This is a genomic window from Silvibacterium acidisoli (genome assembly GCA_022870745.1).
Taxonomy (GTDB): Bacteria; Acidobacteriota; Terriglobia; order Terriglobales; family Acidobacteriaceae; genus Silvibacterium.
This window is the reverse complement of sequence record CP085323.1, coordinates 5,086,044-5,110,324: the sequence shown is the minus strand read 5'-3', so window position 1 is coordinate 5,110,324 and position 24,281 is coordinate 5,086,044. Positions and strand designations below refer to the sequence as shown.

20 protein-coding genes and 1 tRNA gene are annotated in these 24,281 nt (G+C 55.0%); 15 read left to right on the top strand and 6 right to left on the bottom strand.

Going from position 1 to position 24,281, the window contains the following annotated elements; genetic code table 11:
* Positions 1-11 precede the first annotated feature (11 nt).
* From LJD29_RS20855 to mobF, 9 genes are all read left to right on the top strand, one after another.
* Positions 12-878 carry a type IV secretion system protein gene (locus tag LJD29_RS20855; protein WP_446743506.1) on the top strand — a complete coding sequence of 289 codons (867 nt, stop codon included), beginning with the start codon at positions 12-14 and terminating at the stop codon, positions 876-878.
* A gap of 12 nt (positions 879-890) precedes the next feature.
* A complete protein-coding gene (locus LJD29_RS20850; RefSeq protein WP_446743505.1) occupies positions 891-1,574 on the top strand; it encodes a VirB8/TrbF family protein in 684 nt (227 codons plus the stop codon).
* Positions 1,575-2,018: 444 nt separating this feature from the next.
* Complete coding sequence (locus LJD29_RS20845; protein ID WP_446743504.1) at positions 2,019-2,393, top strand: single-stranded DNA-binding protein; 375 nt, start codon at positions 2,019-2,021, stop codon at positions 2,391-2,393.
* A gap of 65 nt (positions 2,394-2,458) precedes the next feature.
* Positions 2,459-3,415, top strand: a complete 957-nt coding sequence (locus tag LJD29_RS20840) for a TadA family conjugal transfer-associated ATPase (protein WP_446743503.1) — start codon at positions 2,459-2,461, stop codon at positions 3,413-3,415.
* Positions 3,412-4,359, top strand: a complete 948-nt coding sequence (locus tag LJD29_RS20835) for a RepB family DNA primase (protein ID WP_446743502.1) — start codon at positions 3,412-3,414, stop codon at positions 4,357-4,359. The genes LJD29_RS20840 and LJD29_RS20835 overlap by 4 nt, the downstream gene beginning before the upstream one ends.
* A 23-nt stretch (positions 4,360-4,382) precedes the next feature.
* Positions 4,383-4,697 carry a hypothetical protein gene (locus LJD29_RS20830; RefSeq protein WP_446743501.1) on the top strand — a complete coding sequence of 105 codons (315 nt, stop codon included), beginning with the start codon at positions 4,383-4,385 and terminating at the stop codon, positions 4,695-4,697.
* A gap of 199 nt (positions 4,698-4,896) precedes the next feature.
* Entirely contained in the window at positions 4,897-5,283 is a 387-nt protein-coding gene (locus LJD29_RS20825) for a hypothetical protein (protein ID WP_446743500.1), read from the top strand.
* Between the two features lie 2 nt (positions 5,284-5,285).
* A complete protein-coding gene (locus LJD29_RS20820; RefSeq protein ID WP_446743499.1) occupies positions 5,286-7,247 on the top strand; it encodes a type IV secretion system DNA-binding domain-containing protein in 1,962 nt (653 codons plus the stop codon).
* Positions 7,248-7,249: 2 nt separating this feature from the next.
* Positions 7,250-10,015 carry a MobF family relaxase gene (mobF, locus tag LJD29_RS20815; protein ID WP_446743498.1) on the top strand — a complete coding sequence of 922 codons (2,766 nt, stop codon included), beginning with the start codon at positions 7,250-7,252 and terminating at the stop codon, positions 10,013-10,015.
* Between the two features lie 23 nt (positions 10,016-10,038).
* Here the strand turns inward: mobF and LJD29_RS20810 are convergent, their stop codons facing one another.
* The 3 genes from LJD29_RS20810 to LJD29_RS20800 all read right to left on the bottom strand — a co-directional run bounded on the left by LJD29_RS20810 (position 10,039) and on the right by LJD29_RS20800 (position 16,570).
* The gene (locus tag LJD29_RS20810; protein WP_446743497.1) at positions 10,039-10,254 is read right to left on the bottom strand and encodes a hypothetical protein; all 216 of its coding nucleotides are present in this window, start codon (positions 10,252-10,254) and stop codon (positions 10,039-10,041) included.
* Between the two features lie 67 nt (positions 10,255-10,321).
* Positions 10,322-15,397 (bottom strand): DUF4011 domain-containing protein, encoded by a 5,076-nt coding sequence (locus tag LJD29_RS20805; protein ID WP_446743496.1) that lies wholly within the window; start codon positions 15,395-15,397, stop codon positions 10,322-10,324.
* Between the two features lie 285 nt (positions 15,398-15,682).
* Entirely contained in the window at positions 15,683-16,570 is an 888-nt protein-coding gene (locus LJD29_RS20800; protein WP_446743495.1) for a group II intron maturase-specific domain-containing protein, read from the bottom strand.
* Positions 16,571-16,602: 32 nt separating this feature from the next.
* Here LJD29_RS20800 and LJD29_RS20795 point away from each other — a divergent pair, with 32 nt between their 5' ends.
* The 3 genes from LJD29_RS20795 to LJD29_RS20785 all read left to right on the top strand — a co-directional run bounded on the left by LJD29_RS20795 (position 16,603) and on the right by LJD29_RS20785 (position 18,937).
* Positions 16,603-17,061 (top strand): SDR family oxidoreductase, encoded by a 459-nt coding sequence (locus tag LJD29_RS20795; protein WP_446743494.1) that lies wholly within the window; start codon positions 16,603-16,605, stop codon positions 17,059-17,061.
* A gap of 68 nt (positions 17,062-17,129) precedes the next feature.
* Positions 17,130-18,026 (top strand): SDR family oxidoreductase, encoded by an 897-nt coding sequence (locus tag LJD29_RS20790; RefSeq protein ID WP_446743493.1) that lies wholly within the window; start codon positions 17,130-17,132, stop codon positions 18,024-18,026.
* A gap of 89 nt (positions 18,027-18,115) precedes the next feature.
* Positions 18,116-18,937 (top strand): alpha/beta fold hydrolase, encoded by an 822-nt coding sequence (locus tag LJD29_RS20785; RefSeq protein WP_446743492.1) that lies wholly within the window; start codon positions 18,116-18,118, stop codon positions 18,935-18,937.
* Between the two features lie 574 nt (positions 18,938-19,511).
* Here the strand turns inward: LJD29_RS20785 and LJD29_RS20780 are convergent.
* Complete coding sequence (locus tag LJD29_RS20780; RefSeq protein ID WP_446743491.1) at positions 19,512-20,447, bottom strand: LysR family transcriptional regulator; 936 nt, start codon at positions 20,445-20,447, stop codon at positions 19,512-19,514.
* Positions 20,448-20,684: 237 nt separating this feature from the next.
* Between LJD29_RS20780 and LJD29_RS20775 the strand changes: the two genes are divergently transcribed.
* Positions 20,685-20,915, top strand: coding sequence for a helix-turn-helix domain-containing protein (locus tag LJD29_RS20775; protein ID WP_446743490.1), 231 nt, complete (start codon positions 20,685-20,687; stop codon positions 20,913-20,915).
* 102 nt (positions 20,916-21,017) lie between these two features.
* Positions 21,018-22,274, top strand: a complete 1,257-nt coding sequence (locus LJD29_RS20770; protein ID WP_446743489.1) for a tyrosine-type recombinase/integrase — start codon at positions 21,018-21,020, stop codon at positions 22,272-22,274.
* A gap of 85 nt (positions 22,275-22,359) precedes the next feature.
* On the opposite strand, the gene LJD29_RS20765 is transcribed toward LJD29_RS20770, so the two are convergent.
* A tRNA-Met gene (locus LJD29_RS20765) sits at positions 22,360-22,436 on the bottom strand.
* Positions 22,437-22,676: 240 nt separating this feature from the next.
* Here LJD29_RS20765 and LJD29_RS20760 point away from each other — a divergent pair.
* On the top strand, positions 22,677-23,009 hold the full coding sequence (locus tag LJD29_RS20760) for an L-rhamnose mutarotase (protein ID WP_446743488.1): 333 nt from the start codon (positions 22,677-22,679) through the stop codon (positions 23,007-23,009).
* A 7-nt stretch (positions 23,010-23,016) separates the two neighbouring features.
* On the opposite strand, the gene LJD29_RS20755 is transcribed toward LJD29_RS20760, so the two are convergent.
* Entirely contained in the window at positions 23,017-24,261 is a 1,245-nt protein-coding gene (locus tag LJD29_RS20755; protein WP_446743487.1) for an Nramp family divalent metal transporter, read from the bottom strand.
* Positions 24,262-24,281 lie beyond the last annotated feature (20 nt).

Genomic DNA, 24,281 nt, shown 5'->3' with positions numbered 1-24,281 from the left:
AGGGTACAGACATGGGCACGGGACTCTTCGATTACATCTCCCAGGCTTGCCAGTCGCTTGCGGCGACGGCAGCGCCTTCCGTTACCACGATGGGCACGCACATCGTCCTGGCGCTGGCCACTATCATGCTTGTCTGGTTCGGTGTGCAGGAGTCCCTTGCCTCTGCCCACGGCGGGCCGGGGTTCAGCATGGCAAGGTTTCTCAATCTTTTCATGCTGCTCACCTTCGCTTACGCGATGGTGAACTACTACGACAGCGCCATCCCTGGACTCGGTTTCTCCCTCAAGGGATTCATTGATGGAGGCACCGCCAACCTTGTGAACGTGATCGGAGCCGACGGCTCGACTTCGATGCTGAATCAGATTCATGCGGCATCGTCCAAAACTGGGCCATCCATGCTCTCGACCATGATGTCGCCTTATTACGCCCTGGTGTACTTCGTCGTGCAGTTTCTTTTGGCTGTCTTTGCAGCCGTTGTCTCCGCGATCCTCGCCTATGGTGCGATTGCCTCTACGATCATCGGCCTGCTAGGGCCGCTGTTCATTCCGTTCCTTGTTTTCGACAAGCTCGATTGGCTGTTTTGGGGATGGCTCAAGGCATATCTTGGATTCTCGTTTTACAAGGTGGTCGCCGCCGCTTCCATGAGTGTTCTGTCGCATGTTCTGACCAACTTCTACGTCTCCCTCGGCCAGAGCCTTTCCGATCCCGCCACCATCGTTCAGACCTTGCCGCTGCTTGTCCTGCTGGTGCTGGTCAGCATTTACATCCTCTTCAAGATTCCGGCCATGACGCAGAGTTTATTCGGCGGCGGTACGGGCGGTCACGATGCGGGTACAGGACTCGCAACATCGTTGGTGCTTACAGGACTGATGGGATAAGGAGCGCAAGTTATGACCACAGCAACAAAGGCGACACCGGAAATCACCCGCGCAGCGGAACGCTACCTTGAGCAGTACGGCGACCCGCTGGTAATGAATACCTATCTCAAGGTGACGATCCTTGTCCTATGCGCCGTATGCCTGATGTTGGGAGTATTGATCTACAAGAGCCAAAGAGCGCTTGCCAACATGCACCCCTTGATTATCCGCGTGAGCGACGTGGGCCGGGCCGAGGCTATTGATTACCGCAACTTCCAGTACCGCCCCCAAGAGGCCGAAAACAAGTATTACCTCACACGCTGGACGGAGCTGTACTTCAGCCGCAATCGCTTCACGATTGAACGGGACCAAGAGCACTCTCTGTATTTCTTAAACAGCGACGTGCAACGGGCTGTGATCGACCAGGAGCGTAGAGAAGGAGTCATTCAAAACTACGTGAAGGACGGCAACCTTCCGTATGTCGATGTGGAAGTGAAGAACGTCATCCTTGACGACCTCCGGCAGTCGCCCTATTCGGCTCGAATCGAATTTGAAAGGGTGTACACGAATCCAGCAGATCATACCGAACTCAAGCGGGAACGGTGGACCGCCAGCGTTACCTATGTCTTCCGCGAGGTGGTAAAGAACAACGAGCTTGCCGTGAATCCTCTCGGCCTCACCATTGTGCGCTTCCGTGCGGATCAGGCGTTCAACTGAGGAACCGGACTCGTTATGCCACTTCATGCCCCAGGTACAGCATCGAATCCTGCCCCTTCGAGGTGTGCTCCTGAGCATGGCGGCAGTTGCCGGAAGACAGGTGACTTCGGTGGTGGCTTGCGGCTCCTATTCGACTCTGTACGCAGGGAAAGTGAACGGCGATTGCCGGTACATGGCATCACCAGGAAGCGGACAACGAGGATTGTTCTTGCGTGTGTCTCCCGCATGTATCCCGCTTTCTGCACGGTCACGGCTTCGGGGCTTTTCATGCGCCCGTCGGCGACTCGCTCTTCTGCTTTTACGGCTTTCAGAAAACTTTTGTGCAACGAACGCAAAAAGATTTTCCGAACCTTCCGCAAATGCAGAGCTTCGGCACTAGGGAGCATGGCCCCTCGCTTATTTCGTGATCCGAGCAGATCGGGAATTTCAAAACGGAGACACAACATGTACAAGAACAAAGCAATCCTCATGGGCTTCCTCGGCGGCGATGCCGTCGTTCGCACCGGCAAAAACAATAAGCCGTTCACCACGCTCTCCCTCGCTACGAAGGAGTCGTTGAAGGACAGGGAGACCGGCAAGTACACGGACTTCACCGAATGGCACAACCTGATTGTCTCCGGCAAGCTGGGAGACTTCGCAGCCAAGCTCAAGAAGGGCGCTCATATCGAGATCGAAGGCAAGATCGAGCACACCGCCTACAAGGGCACGAAGAGAGATCAGATTCGCGTCCGGTCCATCCTCAAGCTCGACCGTGCCGAGAAAGCCGCTGCGCCCGAAGAAGAGTTCGATGAGATCCCCGACGAGGAAGTGGCCGCATAGGCCACTTCCTTATCCCTCGCGGAAGCCCGGCACACGCCGGGCTTCCAACGCTTGAGGTTCACGCTATGAGTTTCGATTTGATCCTTCCATTCCTCCGTCCCATTGAGCCGCTGTTGCTGGATGATTCCATTAGCGAGATCATGGGCAATCCCGATGCCTCGTGGTGGTACGAACGCGATGGCATTCTCCATCAGGAAAAGACCATCCGTTTCGACGGGCAGAGGCTCCGCACCGGCCTCGAAGTGATTGCCAACCAGCTTGGCAGACATCTGGACGAAGACAATCCATTGCTGCACGCGCAGCTCCCCGATGGGAGCCGCCTTGCGGCGGTGATTCCGCCAGTCGTTCGGCCTGCTCCGGCACTCACCATTCGGAAGTTCCCCAGCCGTCATTTCACGGTCGATGACCTCATTACTCGCGGCACACTTACCCTGCCGCTTGCCGGGTTCCTGGCAGAGCAAATCGGCGCAGGAAAGACACTCCTCATCAGCGGTGGAACCTCGACGGGAAAGACCACCGTGCTCCGTGCTCTGGCAAGCGCGATTCCCGAAGACCAGCGCATCGTGGTCATCGAAGACACGTCGGAGTTGCATCTCCATAAGCCGAACCTGCTGGCCGTCGAATGTCAGACGGACACGTTCAAGGCAAACATCACCTTCGACGACCTTCTGAAGTCCGCTCTTCGCTGGCGACCAGACCGGATCATTCTTGGCGAAGTGCGCGGCGTCGAGGCCCGCACATTGCTCGATTCGCTTAATACGGGCCACTCCGGTTCGCTCGCCACGATCCACGCTAACTCCGCTGAAAAAGCTCTGGATCGCTTCGCCAATCTTGTTATGCGTTCGCACTCGCAAGCTACCTTCTCGGACGTAGAGGCGGAGATTGCCGAAGCGGTCGAGTTCATCGTCCATGTCGAGCGGCGACCGGGCCGCCGCGTCATCCGCGAAGTGCTGGCGCTTCGTGGCTATGACCGCGACGCCAAACGCTTCCAGATCGAGCCTGTTTTCGAGGTGCAGCCATGAAGAGTATTGCCGCCGAATTTCTCACCCGTTGCTTCGCTCCAGACGAGACGATTGCCGTCCTGCTTCGCCGGGAGAATCCCGTCTTTACGACGCAGCGAGTCGTGCGGCTAGAACAGGCGCTTGCGCCTCGTTACCTCGGCTGGCTTGCGCATGAGAACAGCACTGGAGCGAATGTCTATGTTGCCGCCAATCCACTCCGCTCCGGTAGCCGGAAGCGGACGAAAGAGAGCATCGCTTCCGTCCGTCATCTGTACCTCGACATAGACGAGGATGGGGATGCCCGGCTTGCTGCGCTCCAGGCATCGTATGCCGTGCCTACACCGACCGCAATCCTGTCCACATCGTCGGGCAAGTATCAGGTGCTTTGGCGGGTCGATGGATTCGACTTTGAGCGTCAGGAAACCATGCTCAAGCTGCTCGCCATCGCCTTCGGCGGCGATCCGGCCTGCACCGACTGCAACCGGGTTCTCCGCCTCCCCGGACTGCTGAACTGCAAGTACGATCCAGCCCGCCGCGTCACTGTCGAATATCCCTGCGATGCGGTATGGAATCCGAGCGATTTCCGGCTCGATATTCAGGCTGCCCAATCGTCGTTCTTGCCGCCCTCGAATAGTGGTCGAAAACCACCCCAAAAACATACTCATTCAGAACACGATTGGGCATGGGTTTCCCATGAGCTTGCTTACGGAAAAGATGCGGTGAAGCTGACGCGGTTGCTGGCGTCCCGGCGTTCCGATAAACCCAACCCACTTTATTACGCGCAGCGAACGGTTGACGTTGCTTCGGCTCGCCTTTGGCTTATCGAAGGCATCCTCATCGACGACGTGATTACGATGCTCGAATCCAGCCGCCGCTTTGAGATTCCCGCCGCACTTTGCTCCGCTCGTGCGCGGGAGATTGCGGCTACCGCGCAGCGCATGATTGCCCGCCGCAAGCTGGCCTGATTTCACCCATAAGGAGAACACCAATGGCACTGATAGAAGTCACCCAAATCCGATACGTCAACGCGACCGTGCGGCTCGATGAAACGACCGCTGCGCAGGTCGATCAATACGCCGCTTTCATCCACGCATCGGCTGACGATGTAGTGGACAAAGCCCTCGCCTATGTCTTCTCGAAGGACCGCGACTTTCAGGACTTCCTTCGGACACCTGAAGCGCAGCGAATCACGCCGACTCTGCGTGTCCGCAGAGCTGCCGTTGCTGATGCGGTTGAGCAGGCTTCCAAGAAGCCTGCTGCCGGGGTGGAGTCCAGTGATTCTGTGCAGAGGTTAAAGGCATGAATCTCCATCGGAATCCGTGGCGTGGACACAACGGTGCTCCGCACCGGAACAATTTCGACACTCCACCCCTGAAAGGGTTGCGTTTGGAACCGTTCCGGTTCCATCGGGAACCATGCAGAAAACAGAGCGGTTGCAGGCGCAGCGTGAATCTCGCGTTTCCATCTGCAACCACGCTCAAAACACAGCTTTGAGGTGAGAGATGCCGACAGACTCATTAGGAATTGAGAGCCGTCTCCAGCACATGAAAGGCCGCGAAAGCCGCAGCCAGAGCATCGCCACACGCTTCACCAGGGCGGAAGAAAAGGCCCTGTTGCGGGTCGCTTCCGACCGGGGCATGAATCTCCGCGAATGGTCGCGTGAGGTTCTGTTGGAGGCGGCGCGTGGCTCGCGTCTGCACGATGAGAGCGCGATATTTGCTGAGGTGCAGGGGCTCCGCCTCATCCTCATCAACGCGCTTGAGCCTCTTCTACGCGGGGAGAAATGGACAGCGGAGCAGTTCAAAGAAATGCTTCGCTACGTGAAATCGAACAAGCGCAAAGTAGCCGCTGACCTCATGAAAAGCTATCGCAACGGTACAGGAGAATAATCATGGCGACGACACAATGGGGCCGGAAAGAGACTGTCATCTTTCCTCCGCACTCCCCGATTTATACCTATGGCGCGATCTTTCTTTCCCTTGTCGCCGCAGGCTTGTTCGTCTACTTACGTTTCAGTTTCGTGCTCACGCCGTTGCAGCAGTTCTATCTTCCGTACTATCTCCGCACCGGCATTGCCGGGATGATACACAAGACCGACAAGTACCAGTTGCTCGCCCTCGCGGATGACAAAAACCACGCCCACATCGTCACCGAAAGCGACGTTACGGCAGGGACTACGCCCACGGCAGACGGCAAGCATATACCGCTTAAGCTTTCGGCAGCCGCCCGCGCCGCTGGCTTCCGCTCGCTCTATCGTGGACCATCCATTCCGTATCAGAACAAGCTCTTGAACGCATACTTTCAGAGTGCCGTGTATGGAGGTGACAGCTTATGGAACATCTTCAAAATGCCCATCCTTTTCGGTGTACTGGCGCTTGGCTTGCAGCTTCCGTTTTCCATCGTCAAAGACATCCGCCGCCGCAAGGAGATGAAGTATGGACGGCGCTTGAAAGGCCCGTTTCTTGTCTCGCCCAAAGGCTTCAACAAGGCCGTGCAGGGCGACGGCATCGGCATCAAAACCGATGACTACGACAAGATGATGCGGATTCCGCTGCGCGTGGAAGACCAGCATATCGAACTGATGGGCGACACGGGTTCGGGCAAAACGACCCTGATAATGCAGATACTCCGGCAGGTGCAAAGCAGAGGCCATTCGGCGATCGTGTATGACCCGGCCTGTGAGTTCGTACAGAGATTTTATAGGCCGGAGAATGGTGACATTATTCTCAATCCTTTGGATCGGCGCTGCCCCTACTGGGGGCCAGCCGAAGAGTTGCGGCGCAAGGCCGAAGCAAAGGCTATCGCCGCATCCCTGTACCAGCCCACCACCGACAAAAAGGGCGAGTTTTTCGTAGAGACGCCGCAGAAGATTTTTGCCCACTTGTTGACCTTCGGCCCATCCCCGCAGGAGCTTGTGCAGTGGATGGCGAACCCCGATGAGATCGACCGCCGTGTGCAAGGAACCGAGATGGCGATGATGATTGCCAAAGGCGCACAGCAGCAGCGCAACGGCGTTCTGGCTTCGCTTGGGTTGATTGCCGACAGCCTGCGTATGCTGCCTCGGAAAGACCAGGCGAAGCGCACATGGAGCGCGACCGAATGGGCGAAAGAACGGCAGGGCTGGATATTCATTACCTCGCAGCCAAGCGAGCGCGAGGCATTGCGCCCGCTCAATAGTCTCTGGATCGATTTGCTGGTATTGCGGCTCCTGAATGCGCCTACTGAGAACCAGCGCCCGGTGTGGTTTGTGCTGGACGAGCTGGCGAGTCTGCAACGGCTTCCGCAGTTGCACACCGCCATCACCGAGAACCGGAAATCGAAAAATCCGCTGGTGCTTGGCTTTCAGGGTAAAGCCCAATTAGAGGTCATCTACGGCCATATTGCCGAGGTGATGCTATCGCAGCCAGCCACCAAGATCTTTCTCAAGACCACCGAGCCGAAGGCCGCCGAGTGGGTGAGCGCCGCTATCGGAAAAGTCGAAATCGAGCGGATGCGAGAGACGCACTTCGACGGCTCCCGCGCGGGCAAGAACTTCAGTCTGGACCGGCAGGCCGAGCCACTTGTGATGGACTCGGAAATCTCCGGCCTTGATCCGATGCACGCCTTTCTCAAGCTAGGAAACCACGTTGCCCGCTTCTCGTTTTCCTATAGCGACCTGCCGAAGACACAGCCCGCTTTTGAGCCACGCACGTTGGAGGACGACGAGCTTTCCTTTGATCCCAAAACGCTCCAGGCGCGAAAACCGGAGTCGGTGGATGAGAGCGCCGAAGAAGCGGCAGACGATCCCTCTGAAGAGGATACAGACGACGCGCAGGCACAGACGCAGGACCGTTTCACACTCGGAAATGAGTAGCCATGCTGAATATCTCGAAACCGCTCTCGGCATCGCAGGCGCAGACCTATCACGAAAAGGAGTTCACCTCTGCCGCGCAGAACTACTGGAAGCAGGGCGACACGATCTTAGGCGAGTGGCATGGCAGACTCGCTGGGAAGTTCGGCCTTGCCGGGGCCATCGGCGCAGAAGAATTTGCGCGTCTGAGTGAAGGCCAGCATCCGCAGATCGGCGACCAGCTTGTCCAGCATCGCCAGCGGCACGAGTACCAGACAACAGATGGAAAGATCGTTACCTCTGTCGAGCATCGTGCCGGTTGGGATGCCACGTTTTCCGCCCCAAAATCCGTATCGCTCACGGCACTTGTCGGCGGAGATGACCGTGTGCGTGAGGCACATCGCGAGGCCGTCAATGCCGCGTTGAACGAGTTGGAACGGTACACTCAGGCCCGCATCGGCGGCAATCATCCCGCCGAGACGACCGGACAATTTGTGGCTGCCAAATTCGAGCATGACACCGCGCGGCCCGTAGATGGCTACGCCGCTCCGCAGCTTCACACCCATACGGTAATTTTCAATATGACCGAGCGCGACAATGGAACTTTCCGCGCTCTCCAGCCGCAGGGTTTATTCGATAGCCAGCAGTTTGCTACCGCCGTCTATCAATCCGAACTGATGTACCGGCTCCGCAATCTCGGCTATGAGATCGAACCAGGTCGGAGCGGCGCTCCCGAGATCAAAGGCTACTCGCAGGAGTACCTGGATGCATCCAGCCCGCGCCGCCAGCAGATACGCGACTACCTTGAAAAGACCGGCTATGAAGGACCGGAAGCTGCGCAGATCGCCGCCCACTCCACCCGCGATAAAAAGGAAATTCATACTCCCGCCGAAGTCTTGGAGGCGCACCGGCAGGTCGCCGCTGAGTTCGGCAATCAGGCCGACCGCGTAGTTGCTCAGGCGCGGCAGCGCGGCCATGCCGAGGAGCGGACGCCGGAGGCTTCGCAGCTACGGGCACAGGAAACCGTCACCTATGCCCGCGACCGCAGTTTTGAGCGCGAAGCCGTCACCGATGAGCGCGATATCTTCCGTGATGCCTTGCAGCGGGGCATGGGAGAGATGACCTATCCGCAGGTTCGCGCCACCTTCGAGGCGCGGATTGCTTCGGGCGAGTTTCAGGAAGTACCGGGACAAAAGCATGAAACGGGACGGCAGTTCACCACCGCGCTGACCATCCGAGCCGAGCAGGATGTGATTCGCCGGATGGAGCAGGGGCAGAATCAGGCTCCGCAGATCATGTCCATTCAGGATGCCGTCGCGCTCACCGACTCGCGCCAGCAGCTCAACGCGGCCCAGCATCGTGCTATAGAACAGATATTGACCTCTCACGATACGATGCAGGGATTGCAAGGCAGTGCGGGCGTGGGCAAGACGAGCGCCTTGATTGCTGTCCGTGAAGGTGCGGAGCAACACGGTTACATCGTGGAAGGATTCGCCCCTACGTCTCGTGCCGCGAACCAGCTTCGTGATGCCGGAATAAAGGCCGATACGTTGCAACACTTCCTCGCAGGCGGCGGCCTGCAGGCCGCCGGCGATCCTGCGAGCAAGCATCTTTATATGGTCGATGAATCCTCCCTGGCATCAACCCAACAAATGCGTGACTTCCTCAACAAGATTGCTCCGCAGGATAGAGTCTTATTGATCGGCGATACGCGGCAGCATCAGGGCGTCGAAGCCGGAAAGCCCTTCGAGCAGCTTGTACAGGCCGGGATGCACACCGCGCAGCTTGATCAGATCGTGCGCCAGAAAGCCCCGGAGCTGCTGAAAGCCGTCGAACACCTGTCCAAAGGAGAAATTGCTCCCGGCATTGCGATGCTGCAACAGCAGGGCCACATCACTGAAATTGCAGACGCGCCACAGCGCATCGAAGCGATTGCAAAGAATTATGCGGCTCATCCCGAAAATACGATCATCGTCTCGCCCGACAACGCCTCGCGCCGTGAGATCAATCAGGCCGTCCGTGCAGAGTTGCAGTCGCTAGGTATGGTTCAGTCCGCCGATTACACCATGCGCGTGCTGTCGCCGCGCTCCGATATGACAGGAGCCGACCGTGCATGGGCCGCACGGTATCAAGTGGGCGACATACTGCATTACCAGCGTGGAAGCAAAGACCTCGGCATCGAACAGCGCAGCTATGCAACGGTCGTCACCACGTATCCGAAAGAAAACCTCATCACAGTGCAAAAGCAGAATGGAGAGCAGGTAAGTTATGATCCTTCACGGCTGCGTGGTATCAGCGCCTACCGTGAAATCGAGCGTGAGTTTTCCGTAGGCGACCGGCTGCAATTTACCGCGCCGAATCGGGAGCTGCGTGTTGCCAATCGAGACCTCGGCACCATCGAGCAGATCACAAGGGACGGACAACTTGCCGTTCGCATGGATAACGGAAAATCCGTCACGTTTGATGCAAACGAGATGCAGCACTTCGATCACGGCTATGCCGTGACCTCTCACAGTTCGCAGGGACTTACCGCAGAGCGCGTCTTGGTGAACATCGACAGCAATGTCCATCCCGAACTCATCAATTCACGCTTTGCCTATGTCTCCATCTCGCGGGCTTCGCATGAGGCCCACGTCTACACCGATAATGCCGCGTCTCTCGGAGATAACCTCAGCCGCGATGTGAGTAAGAGCGCCGCACTGGACTTCACAAAGGCACAGAGTAATGCGCCTGAACAGAGTGTGGGGCAACAGAAGGTGCAGAACATGGAAGGCTTGGAGCTATCGCTCTAAGCAAGATAGCCGACGACCATAAGTTATTGTGCGGCGTGTAGTGCAGCCCGTTTCGTCTTGTGCGTGGGAGTTGCATGGGTGACGGATTGCCCAGCCATAATCTGCTTTGCATTTTTCCAGTCTTCAGCAAAGGGATTCTGGCCCCGCATGAAAGCGGATGCGAAATAACCGAACATGATGAACGCAGCCATAACCAGGACGAAGATGGCAACCGGCTTCCACGGAACGAGTATGAGCATGGCGACCTCCCCTGCACTCTCCTCTCACCGCTGCTATTGTAAGAGCCGCTTCAGTGCATTGCGATCACTATATCTCTAACATGCGGACACGTTTTAATAATCGCTCAATCTCTCCGTCCCGGTTCTTAAACCAATCTGTAGACCAGACCCGATGTATCTTCCAACCCTGGTTCTCTAGGGTCATCTGACGTAACCTATCCCGGTCACGTGCAGATCGTCCTGAATGGTAGCTTTTCCCATCAAACTCAATACCAAGTAAAAATGCTCCGGGCTTTTTGGGATGACGTACCGCCAGATCGATGAAATACCCACTGACACCGACTTGCGGTACAACATCGTACCCTTCTGCTTTCAGGACAGCTCCCACGGCAGCTTCGTGCTCGTTCGATGGTTCCGCACCTGGCGAAATTTCCGGTCTCGCTGAAATTCCATTTTTTGCAAATTGCATGTAGCCCTTCAATGCACGGACTCCCCAGGGAGTGCTCGGCTCTGAGCGGATCATGTCTGGATCAAGCGAACTGAATACTACTGTTCGTTTCTTCGCTCGGGTAATCAGGACGTTCAAGCGGCGCTGTCCGCTCTGACTGTTGATGCCGGAGAATCGTTGAAAATAGTTGCCCTGAGAATCCGGGCCATACGTTACGGAGATAAAGATAACGTCGCGCTCATCCCCTTGGACGTTCTCCAGATTCTTGATGAAGAACGGTTCGGGAGTGGCCTCTTTGGTCTCTATCCATCCATTAGAGAATGAGTCCTGCTTCAACTTCGCGTCCAGCAGTTCTTCAATCAGCTCACGCTGCTCGAAATTCATGGTTACAACGCCCAACGATTCCGAGGGATACAGCATAATGTGTTCCAAAATGGCATCCACAACACGTTCAGCTTCCAAGGGATTTCTACGATTTTCATAGATCCCTTTCGCATCCACATACTTCACTCCAAGGTCGCTGTGTTCGTGATAAGCCGAAGGAAAAACAACCAGATTACCGTCATAAAACTCGGAGTTGGAAAACGCAATCAAGCTGTGATGCTGCGACCTGTAGTGCCACCGCAGCCTGCGAACCGGCTGATAACGACTCAGTGCAATATCAAGTATGCTTTCGCCTTCCGCTACTGCGGATTTGTCCTCTTCCTCTTCTGCTTCATCGTCAATGGTTCGCTGAAAATAGGACGTGGGAGGAAGCTGCTTCGGGTCCCCTACGATAACCAATTGCGTACCTCGTGCAACCGCGCCCAAAGCATCTTCAGGACGAAGCTGCGATGCCTCATCCATCACAATAAGGTCAAAGGATAGCTGCCCTGGAGCCAGAAATTGTGCAACAGACATCGGACTCATCATGAAGCAGGGTTTCAGTCCTTGAACAGCCCGCCCAGCCCGAAGCATCAACTGCCGGATCGGAATGTGGGCACGTTGCTTTGCAATCTCGTGTTGCACCAACGCAAACTCCGTCGTTTCTTTAACAACGGAGCCGCGTATACCCGGCGGAATAGGACGCCGACTTGCGCGATACGCTAAGTCGAGTTGACTAAGGTTGATGACAGACTGATCCAGAGATGCGAACTGGGAACGGGCTTCCTCATGCGAAACTCCACTGAGACGCCACAAGTCGGGATGTTCACTGAACAACCGTCGCAGAAGCGTGTCACAGAACAGATATTCAAACGTGCTTACCAAGGCTTCATGTTGAAGCGACCCGTTCAAGCATAAAGTGACCAAGTATTCGAGTCCTGCCATGTGCAAGTGTTTTGCGGAACGCTGTGCATCAATCCAGATAGGGAGCAATGCCTGCGAGTCTCGGCAGCGTTCAATCGAGGTTACAGCTTTCTGTAGAGCAGTTATCGATGTACGCTTGGCAAAGTGAATCTCCGAATGAAGTGCGGCTATTACCTCCCGCTCGGCAGCCGACAAAGAATTGCCATTGTCACCAAAATCTTTGATCCAGTCTCGGAGCCACTGAAGCCTTATCAGAAATTCATTTGTCAGTAGCCAACCTCGAACTTCCAGAGGCAGATTGGACGCATCGACGGCACGAACAATAGATAGCGCATGAGTGATGGGAGCAGGAGACGTTGCAACACCCTTATAGTGGTCCCCTAAAATGTTCCTTGCCTCCTGATTATTGTTGAGCGAGTCACGGAGGGTACGGGCCGCGACAACCGAATCGAACAGCTCTACAATTTCGGTTCTGGCAGTAGACTCTGGAAGCTGAATCGGTTTCAAAATCTCCAACAATTCCGCAGCCACCGACACGATAGACCGTACTTCTTTGAGAAACACATCGACTTCTGCATCTACATGGTCAAACGTGAGATTGGGAACACGAGAATGCAAGTCTGTAAGCAGCTTCAGTGCATCCTCTAACTCTTCCGGAAGCGGCAGGCTTCCGCTGGCGACGCCGAGTATGCTTCTCAAGCGTGTCGCTGGCAACGTCAACAGTGCAGAGCGAATCTCGGAGGCAAAGACCTGATGCTCTGGCAGGCGGGCAAACACTTCCTCATGCCACTTCGTTACGACGACGAGATCATTCCAAGATGTCGTCAAGCCAGAGAAGTGTTCTCCCAATGGCACGGCATATTCGGCCTTGCTTGAAAAGACATCAATCTTGGCGCGATTGTGTGCCAGCAATCGCAAGCAGGCTGCCTTTTGGCTACGCGTCCGTTTTGCATTCGTATGGCAGTGAGCCTTGTAGAGCATCCCGGCATGGCGATACGCCTTTCCTAGTCTGCCGTACCAAGGAGTGTTGTCTAACGTGGTGGCAGCTTCTAACAATTCGCTAGAGTTTGTTTGACTGTCTATAACGAAATGCTCGGAGAGGCTATCTCGCTCTGCCACGAGCGAGGCGCATTCCTTTTGTCCGAGTTCCAGAAGATGCGCTAAACCGTCTTTAGCAAAATCTGGACCACGCAGATGCGCCAGATGGAGGGGAGCTGTCGTCAATAGCTGACGCGCAGCAACCAAATCAGTGACGCATCTTAAAGTGAAAGATGATCGGACTCCTAATGCCTGACTCAATTCACTGGTTGCATTTTTGGCGCGTGTAACGTGCCTTTCGGAATCGGAGAGTGCCTTAGCCAACGCCAACAGGCTACCGATCGAATAGTCAGACATGCCAAGATCACGCAACTTTGCGTCCTGGCTCTGAAACTGTACGGGGATACTGCTATCCAACAGTGTGTCGTCACCCGGCAGGGCAGAGACAAGCGCATTATACCGTTCACACGCACCTAAAAAATGTTCTGTTGCCGCGAATCGCTTCTGTTCGGATAGCGTGCCTAGCAGATCATAGTGGCAATCATTTTCATTCGGTATGTCAGCCGACCATTGATCGACACCCGTTAGCCAATCTCCAACATCAATCTTGTGTTCGGCGACCGCAGTTGGCGTGCCGAACCATTGATTCACAGTTCCCAACCACTCGCTCACATCCACCGATATATGCGAAAACGTGCGGCTCAAAGCTTCGATGAGGGCGATACGACGGGTGCATTGACTACTGAGAATGGGAAGAGCGGTCAACAACCGTTCTTGGTCTGCGAGACTCAACTCAATATTGGGAAGCCAACCCCAGGGATTTTCCTTTTTCTCGGCAACTCCCCCTGCTTCAGACATTCGGCGCAGATGGGCAGCATAGGTCGATACCATATCTTTGCGCTCATGCAGTGCTCGATAATCCCAGCTATATGCTTCGGGAAAGGAAACAGTGTTTATATCTCGAAGAGACTCCGGCACTCCTTGCCGCAGTGCATCACGTTGCCAAATCAGCTCGAACGGCGTTTTGCCGATTGCTCCGTAAGGCGTGTTTAAGAGCGAAACATACTTGGTAAGTTCCTCCCGCTTGTAGTTCAGGAGTCCCTGTTTTTGGGCGAGCGTGGTAGGAGCGGAGAACCTTGGGGATGCCTGAATCCGATCTTCGAGTGACTTCAGCAAACTAATCTTGCTTGTCTTGTGGCTGTGCAGTTCGAGGCAGAAATCTCCCAAGCCAGAATTATCCAGACGCCGCTTCACGACCTCTAACGCCGCCATTTTCTCTGCCACGAATAGAACACGCTTCCCGCTGCCAATCGACGCTGCGATAAGGTTTGTAATCGTCTGCGATTTACCTGTCCCCGGAGGTCCTTCGATCACGAGATTTTTGCCCCGCGCTGCATCAATCAATGCACTATGTTGCGAGCTATCGGCATCGCATACGAGCGCGGGAACATCTCCCTTGATCGCCTCTTGGTCAATATCAAATTCGGTTGCAAAGGAAAGACCTTCGGGAGTGTTACCAGAAAATAGATCGATCAGTCTCGAATGCTTTTCCAGCGGTACTTCGGTCGGCCACCGCTCCGCATCTAGGTCTAAATACATCAGGAGTTTGCCGAAGCTCAGGAGGGCGAGGGAGACCTGTCGGCAAATTCGCCAATCCTGTTTCAGCTTTAGGATAGGAGCGAACCGCTCGAAATAGTGCTCGGGAGTTTCATCCTCTTCGATATAAGGCATTTCCAAACCAAAATCGCGTCGCAGCTTTTCAACAAGAGAAAGATTCGTAGTCAGATCCTCTCCGGTGTACTGTAGGCGAATCGAACGATCCTCTTCCTTCGCCTTTGGAGTTGTCAGGCTTACAGGAACTACGAGAAGGGGCGCTTGTCGTACTTGTGTAGAGTCATCCGACTCACGCCATTCCAAAAAGCCGAAAACAAGATGCAATATGTTTGCACCTGATTCTTCAATAGCTGTTCTTGCACTGGTGCCAATCTTGCGGATGATAGTTTCAAAATCTTCCTGATAGAACAGAACAGGCAGACACTCCGTTTGTCCGGTAGCTTTCGCCAGATCGTACGAGGTAGACCATCCGATCTCTTCGGCATAGTCCTTGGCCGTGGGCTTCTCGCCCAACTCGGCAACGTACTCTTTACTCGGTTCTGGCACAGGAACAAACGGAAACTTCTTTTCATCCAAAAGGCTCTGGTAAACGGAGTCGAGATCAACGTCAACAATTCTGAGAGACGATCTCCCGTGCCGGAAACTAATTAGCTTGTTCCGATTGGTGAGGTCGAGAAGACGTCGGCGAATGCTCTCCAGTCCCCGCCGCACCAGTTCAGCCTGCGCGAGATCAACCGTTGTTCCCATTTGAGTTCTGTCTGTACGAGCGTCGGGCATAGGGATTTGCTCTGGTCCTGCACCTTGAAACGGGCATTTCTGTGATTCTCCATCATAGAACGCGGTGCCAAAGTTCGATCTTTTTACAAGAAGGGTTCTTGTCGATTTGGCAGGGCTAATTCAGTGAAACCGATAGTAGACCCTTCTATCGGGAAGGGGTCGGGTAAGGGAACGGCATTGCTGCCGCTCCCTCCCCTAAGAACCGGACATGACAGTTTCCCGTCATCCGGCTCAAGCCGTGGAAAGCCCCGCGTGAGCGGAGCCGGTAGAACACAACACACAGGATCAGCGATGGCGGCTGTTTTTCCTGAATCTCTTCCGAGACTCGAAGTAGCCGCGCCAGTGCGGGTCGAACGGGTTGGCGTCCGACTTCACCTTTACGTAGCGCAGGATGGGTATATCGGTGGGATCAGCCAACCGGACCACATCCGAACGCGATCGTTGCGCGTGAGAACCAGCCAGTACAGCGAAGTACCACTTGCGTCCGGAGCAGTCCCAGTACCGATCTACGATCCAGGTACCGGGCTTGTTCGGATGCCTTCGCGTTGCCCATCGCCAGAGCGAGTGCCAGATGGCCATTCTTACTTTCCGAAACGCATGACCCGCCTCGATATGACGGTGATAGTATGCCCAACCACCGATGATCGGGTTGAGCAGCCTAATCAGATACTCCTGCTTCAAGGTTCGATTCGAACGAATCTCACCACGCACTTTCTCCAGGAAGGCGTGCATGTTCTTCTTGGATGGAGTGACCAGGAGCTTGTCGCCATATCTGCGCAGGTTCTGCCCCAGGAAGTCGAAGCCCTGTTCGATATGCGTGATGCAGGTTTTCTCAGGTGAGAGCTGCAAGCCCCGTTCGGACATGAATCGTTCGACCAGTGGCTTGACTTCATTTTCCAGTAGCTCTTTCGAGCAACCGGTGATGATGAAGTCATCGGCATAACGCACGAAGTTTACCTTCGGGTTGTAGGGTTTCCCTTGGATTTCCTTCCTGCGGAAGGTCTCCTTAAGTAGCCGCTCCAACCCATCCAGCGTCAGGTTCGCCAACGTGGGCGAGATGATCCCTCCCTGCGGGGTACCTGCCTCCGTAGGAAACAGCGTTCGATTTTCGATGAAGCCCGCCTTCAGCCACTTCGCCAGCACCTCTTTATCTGTGGGTATGTGGTCGAGCATCCATTGATGTTGTTGTCCATAATGCCGGGATCATGCCCCTCGCTACTATTGGCGAAGACCATATCGAAGCCTTCGACTCGGTCATTCATACAAACCTCCGTGGGGCCTTCGTTGTTCTCGCAGAGACTGTTTCCCATATCTCTGAGGGCGGACGGATCATTGCACTATCCAGCAGTGTTCTCGCCAAGAACTTTCCGACGTATGGTCCGTACATCGCGTCAAAAGCCGGTGTAGAAGGGCTTGTCCACGTCCTGACCAACGAGTTGCGGGGACGTAAAGTGACGGTCAATGCGGTCGCCCCCGGGCCTACCGGCACGGACCTCTTTTTGAAAGGCAAGAGTCAGGAACAGATAGACCAACTCTCCAAGTTGGCTCCATTGGAGCGCCTTGGTCAGCCCGAAGACATCGCGCGAGTAGTCTCCTTCCTGGCCGGTCCAGATGGAGCATGGATAAACGGGCAGGTCATTCGTGCGAACGGCGGTTTCGCATAGCCAACTGTTCTCCCATTTCATCACTTTAGAAATTGCCAAGGATATTTCTCGGACGGGAAGGGACTTCTATGCAGAACATAGTTGTGATTACCGGGGCATCCAGTGGTTTTGGTGCTCTCGCAGCGCGAGCATTGGCTACTGCCGGGCATGTCGTTTATGCCGGTATGCGTGACATTGGCAGCCGTAATGCAGCACAGGCAGATGCGGCAAAAACATTTGCAAACGACAATAGCGTAGACCTGCACCCTCTTGAAATGGATGTTTCGTCTCAGACATCTGTGGATTCGGCGATTGGGACGATCATCGAAAACCATCGACACCTGGACGTTGTTATCCATAATGCGGGCCACATGGTTTTCGGACCTTTGGAGGCATTCACTCCCGAGCAGCTTGCCGAACTCTACGATGTAAATGTACTGAGCACGCAACGGGTAAATCGGGCGGCGCTCCCTCATTTGCGAGCGCAAAAGAAGGGCTTGATTCTATGGGTGGGTAGTACAAGCACCCGTGGCGGTACGCCGCCATACTTAGGGCCTTATTTTGCTGCAAAAGCAGGAATGGATTCACTGGCAGTCACATACGCCGCTGAACTCTCACGTTGGGGAATCGAAACCAGTATTGTCGTCCCTGGCGCGTTTACGAGCGGCACCAATCACTTCGCCCATGCAGGCCATCCGGAAGATCAGACACGGGCCGAAGAGTATGCTCACGGGCCATACAAAGGCATTGAAGAGGACATCCTGAAGGGATTTACGCGCCTATCGCCTCCAGATGCCGACGTTGCTGAGGTAGCGAAAGCCATTGTCGCCGTCGTAGATGCACCCTTTGGCAAGCGCCCTTTCCGTGTCCATATTGATCCCTCGCAGGACGGAGCCGAGGTGGTCAACGCTGTTGCTGACAGGATTCGCATCGAGTTTCTGCGAAACATCGGCCTTGCCGATCTGCTGACACCAGCGGGAGCATAATGCCAGCGCAGCAACGGGGGCCATTCTGGTGTTACCAGCAATGGCTGAAGCAAAGTCGCTCAATACCATCGAATTAAGGAGAGAACAGCATGAGCTTCGTCACTACCAAAGATGGCACACAAATCTATTACAAGGATTGGGGAGCGGGCGAGACGGTCCTCTTCTCTCACGGCTGGCCGCTTTGCGCCGATGCCTGGGACGCACAGATGCTCTTTCTCGGACATCATGGCTATCGCGTTGTCGCGCATGATCGCCGTGGGCATGGTCGTTCAAGCCAGCCGTGGTCCGGGTACAACAACGACACGTTCGCTGACGATCTGGCGACCCTTATCGAAAAGCTGGACCTGAAAAATGTAACGCTTGTTGCCCATTCGATGGGAGGCGGAGAGATTGCACGATATGTGGGTCGCCACGGCACCAAACGCCTCAAGCAGATGGTCTTTATCGGCGCTGTGCCTCCGACGATGCTGAAAACGGAGAAAAATCCAGGTGGCCTCCCATTGTCTGTGTTTGACGGCATTCGCAATGGTATCGCCGGGAATCGCGCCCAATTTTATCTGGATGTCAGCACGCCGTTCTTTGGCTACAACCGGCCAAGCGTAAAGGTGGACGAAGGGGTAAAGCTGGAATTCTGGCGGCTTGGCCTTCAGTCTTCTGTCATTGGTTCCTACGATTGCGTGAAGGCGTTCTCGGAGGATGATTTCACCGAAGATCTGAAGAAGATCGACGTTCCGACCCTTTTCATCCATGGCGAGGATGACCAGATCGTACCCGCAAATGATGCCTCCGTTCTTGCTGTGAAATTGGTGAAGAATGCCAAACTCCAGATCGTGCCGGGTGCTCCACATGGTATTTGTGTGACCCACGCAGATGTAATCAACAAAAGCCTTCTCGAATTCCTTAATGCGTAGCACCGTGGCGACCGGAGGGCTGGTTCACGACAAGTCCTCCGACTACCACCAGCACGCTTGAGGTTATCGCCGCGTTGATGGTCGTCCACTGATAAACAGTTGCGCAGCCGTTCAAGGCATCTGCGGGATGATGAGGCACCGCATCGTCAACGAACCTCTGCGTAGGATTAATGAAGGTATTAAGACATCGCTAAGCAATATCAGTCTTGAGGATTCGGACCGAACCGACGAATTGTGCTCCAGTTCGTCTGTCAGCACTGATAGCGATATCGCAATATCCGCACTACGCCTACACAGCAGCGCGGCAGGATGTCAACAACGAGCAGACCTTCTCCGTATGCAGAGCAAGATACTGGAAGGAGCAAGCAAAGCACGATGCCAACGAGGCCGAACGAATCGTATCCTCCTCTATTACATTTTCATGTGTGCAAGCATTGTGGCACCGCAACTCGTCGCGAAGAGTTTGAAGGGCGAGCGCTCACATCAGGGATATTGCTCTGTCCGAAATGCGGTATCGAAGGACCGCTTAATGTCGAAATACGAGAAATATCTGAGCAATCGGATGAAAAGTAGATCATCCGGTCAGGGGAAGTTTCGTCTGGACGGTTTGTCCGACGCTCCTTAGCTTCCTCATTGCCGTATGGACAAATTCGTTAACGAGGCGAGACTTGTTGTTGCTGCGGACTGCAAGTCTGGCGACCAACCGAAGCCGGTCCTCCGCTAAGGGCCGCATGGTGATACCGTCCCTCGCAATTCGCCATGCCGCTGTTCGCGGCAAAAATGCCAATCCCTGATACTCACGAATTAGTTCCGAAGCTTCATCTGGGCTTGTAAAGGGATGAATCTCCAAGGGACGTATGCCTCGCTCCGAGGCGACAGTTTGAATCATGTCGTAGAGATAGGGGTTCGCATGTTGGCCGAGAAGTATCCAGTTCCGATTGTTCATGTCTGCGAGACGAATCTCACGATGTCGAGCCAAATCGTCCTGCATTGACATGGCGATGTAGAAGGGATTATTCGCTATCGTTTCGAGCCGGAGCTTGGAGTTGTCAGGTACGCCCGTTACCACGGCGACATCAATGCTTCCGGCAATAACCTGCTGTACGAGGTCATTCGAGAAATTGCTCCACACCTTTGTTTTCATGCCTGGAAAAAGTGGGAGATGAATGGACAGGAGAGTTGAGACGAGGAAGGGATCAGTGTAGGCGGACTTGCCGAGATTGAGTAGCTCTTCAGCTCCATTCGCAATCGCTCGCCCCGATAGGACGGCTCGTTCGGCATGAAAGACCGCCTCTCGCGCCTCTTCTACGAATACCCGGCCCGCTTCCGTGATCTCGACGACCTGATGGTTATGGATAAATAGCTGAAAGCTGATTTCATCCTCAAGTTTAGAAATCTGTTTGCTAAGTGCGGATTGGGTGATGTGCAGCCGATCCGCTGCCCTTGAGAAGTGCAACTCTTCAGCAAGCACAATCGCGGCTTGCAGCAATCGAATGTCCGGTAAGACCATGACCATCCTCCAAGATGGGGATTCTGGGAAGGACAGCAAATAGATCAAAACTGGCGACCTACGCCGAATGCGAACATTCTAACTCCGAATTGGACCGACTCACACCAAGCAAAGCAGGAGCGTCATTCCAATTTGGAATGGCGCTCTCCCTACTTTTCATTGGACGATTGAGGCACGAAGCGCGACTCTCGCTTGTACAAGAGCCAAGGCAGCATTGGCGTACAGAAGGGAGTCATCATGTCCGACGAGAAAAAACCACCGGCAAGTGTAGGAGCAGATGGCCGCCCCCGAATCGACCGCGAGCCATTGCTCGACAGTCATCAGGCAGCGGCCATGCTCAAAGTCCATCCGAGAACGCTTCAGAGGCTCGTGCATCGTGGCGAGATCACAGCCGTTCATGTGGGGAAGTTATGGCGTTTCAAACCGTCTGCGCTCACTGCATGGATCGACCGGGATGTAGCCAGCTAGAGCGCGGAACCATAGTAAAAGCGGTGTTTTTAGTGATTTTCACGCATGAAGGCAGTACCCTAGAAGTAGCCATTCGTGCTGTGAAGTCGAGGAGAAAATACCTTGATAGATCGCACGAGATACCAATTTGGAAGCGTCACGCTCAAGAAGCGGGCGAAGGGAGCCGACGTTTGGGAGTTCCGGTATTACGAGACGCAGGCCGATGGAACAAGGAAGCGTAAAGCTACCTTCGTCGGAACCACGAATCAGTACAAGAACAAGTCAGACGCACGGGTTGCAGTAGAGGCCCTTCTCCTAAAACTCAACGAAGAAAAACCACAGCATCACCTGGGTGCTGTCACCTTCGGCGCAATCTGCGACCGATACATCGAGGAAGAGTTGCCACAGCGTTACTCAACCCGGAAGTCGTATCTGTCGAATATCAAGCTGCATATTCGCCCGAGGTGGGAGCGTTACTTGTTGCACCAGATCCGGCCGATGGTGGTCGAGGGATGGTTGAAGAACATGGATATGGCCCCGAAGTCGAAGGCACACATCCGCAGCGTCATGCACCTGATGTTCGAGTGCGCGGCGCGTTGGGAACTGTTCAACGACCGTCGCAATCCCATCCAGATCGTCCGGGTCAAGGACGGCAGCAAGCGCCGCCGTCGCCCAACCGTGTTGACTGTGCAGGAGTACGAAACCATCCTTGGTCTGCTGAAAGAACCATTCCGGACGATGGTGATTGTGGCGCAGTGCCTCGGTCTTCGCGTAAGCGAGATCGCGGCGCTTCAGTGGCAAGACTTCGATTTCGAGCGTCAGCAGCTTCTCGTGCAGCGGAGCATCGTGAACGGGCAAGTCGATGACGTGAAGACGGAGTATTCGCGGGATCATGTACCGCTGGATGCGGCGCTTGTAGAGGTTCTGCTCGCATGGAGCAAGGAGGCCACGCCGACGGAAGAAGGCTGGGTCTTCGCAAGCCCTTTGACGAACAAGCCCTACCAGACGACCGAGATTCAAAAGCGGCACATTCGTCCTGCGGGGTGCTGCCTTGTGGCGTGTCCGAAGTGTGGTGCGGGAATCGGCGTCTGGTGCAGCCAGGTCAAACCGACCCCGAACGGCAAACGGCTACTCATCCATGAGGAACGGCAGGCCGCTGCCGGGAAGTACAGCTCGATTGGTTGGCATACGTTCCGCCATACCTATCGTTCTTGGCTGGACGAGACCGGAGCGCCAATGAAAGTGCAGCAGGAGTTGATGCGTCATGCCTCCATCCAGACGACGATGAATGTCTATGGACAGGCTATGTCGTCATCGAAGAGAGAAGCCAATAGCAAGGTCGTGGAGATGGTGCTCAAGCCAATGAAAGCGAGCGCCTGAAAACTGGATTTTGCGAATGGGAGTCAGTGGGAGTGAATCTGAAGGAGCCATCAATCGAAATCAGCTTGTAAGTTGTTGATTTGATTGGTTGCGGGGGCAGGATTTGAACCTGCGACCTTTGGGTTATGAGCCCAACGAGCTACCGGGCTGCTCCACCCCGCAAATTGATATTAACAATGGGTACATGATTCGGTCAACAGGCCCGGACTGTGTCCGCCTGGCGTTGCTTTGAGGACTCCATTGATGATTTGTCTTGAGTCATCAATGATTTACCCTGACTCGCAGGAAGGGGCCGGTCGATGTAGAAATGCCGCATGCGTGGATCGCGTCGCCTTGGCATCCACCGATGCAGTCCCGAACCTGCAATAGAGAATTTCGCACCTACAGGAAGGGAATTTTGCTATGCCCCGAGTCGCGTTCCAATTGCGAATACGTCCAGGAAAGATCGAGGAGTATGACGAGGCGCACCATCATGTATGGCCGGAACTGATCCGGGATCTGGAGCAAGCCGGCGCGTCCGAATATTCCATCTTCCGCCAGGACACGCAACTTTTTCTCTTCCTGCACGTGCAGGACTGGGATCTGTTTGTTGCCGCGATGGAGGCGAGTGAGGCCAACCAGCGTTGGCAGGCGATGATGGCCCCCTTGTTCGAGCCGGGAGGCAATCCAATGTCCGACACAGGACTCAAGCTGATGCAGGAGGTGTTCTACATGCCCGGAAAGGCGGCCGTTTAACCGCTCGTTATCCGAAGATCTGCTGCCACATCAGCACGACCGCCAGCGCGATTACGATCACCGCAGTCGCCCATGCGGCGAGATTGAAGAGCCTGGAGTTGGTGTGCTCGCCCATCAGGTCTTTGCGATTGATGAGCAGCAGCATGAAGACGATGACGATCGGCAAAAGGATTCCGTTCAGCACCTGCGAGAAGATTACGAACGGCATCATCGGGAAGTTCGGAATCAGCACCACCGCCGCGCCGCCGGCGATCAGAATCGTGTAGAGCCAGTAGAAGACGGGAGCCTCGCGAAATTTCTTATCGACGCCCGACTCCATGCCCAGTCCTTCGCACACAACATAAGCCGTGGAGAGTGGCAGCACCGATGCCGCAAAGAACGAGGCATTGAAAAGTCCAAAGGCGAACAGCAGGAAAGCATACTGACCGGCCAGCGGCTTCATGGCCTCTGCAGCATCGGCCGCTTCCTGGATGTTGCCGGTTCCATGCACCCAGAGCGTAGCCGCGCAGGCCACGATAATGAACCAGGCCACCACGTCGGTAAAGATCGAACCGACAATCACGTCGATACGCGATGCGTTGTAGTTCTTGATGCTGGTGCCTTTTTCGACCACCGAGGATTGCAGATAAAACTGCATCCACGGTGCGATCGTGGTGCCGATTGTTCCCACAACGAGATACAAATACTGATTGTCGTGCCAGGTCGACATCTTCGGCAGCTTCACGGTTGCGGCCAGAGCAGTGTGCCAGCTCGGCTGCGATAAAACGCCGGTCACGATGTAGGCGATGTAAAAAACTGACGCGGTCAGAAAGATCTTCTCGACACTCTTGTAGTCGCCCTTTACCGCGAGTAGCCACACCAGTACCGCGCAGATGGGCACGGAGATGTATTTCGAGACGTGGAAGAGGTCGAGACTGCTGGCGAGGCCGACAAATTCACCGATCACGTTGCCGAAGTTCACAATGACCAGCAGGAAGAGCACGATCACCGTCATGCGCAGGCCAAACTCTTCGCGGATCAGGTCGCTCAGGCCCTTGCCCGTAACCACGCCCATGCGCGCGCACATCTCCTGCACGATGATCAGTGCCAGCGTGATCGGAATGATCATCCACAGCAGGGAATAGCCATACTTCGCGCCCGCCTGCGAATAGGTCAGGATGCCGTTAGGGTCGTTGTCCACATTGGCAGTGATGAACCCCGGACCGAGCACGGCGAGGAACAAAAGTATCCGGGTTCTCCAACGTCTTAGCATATTTAAAATCAGGGGTCAGG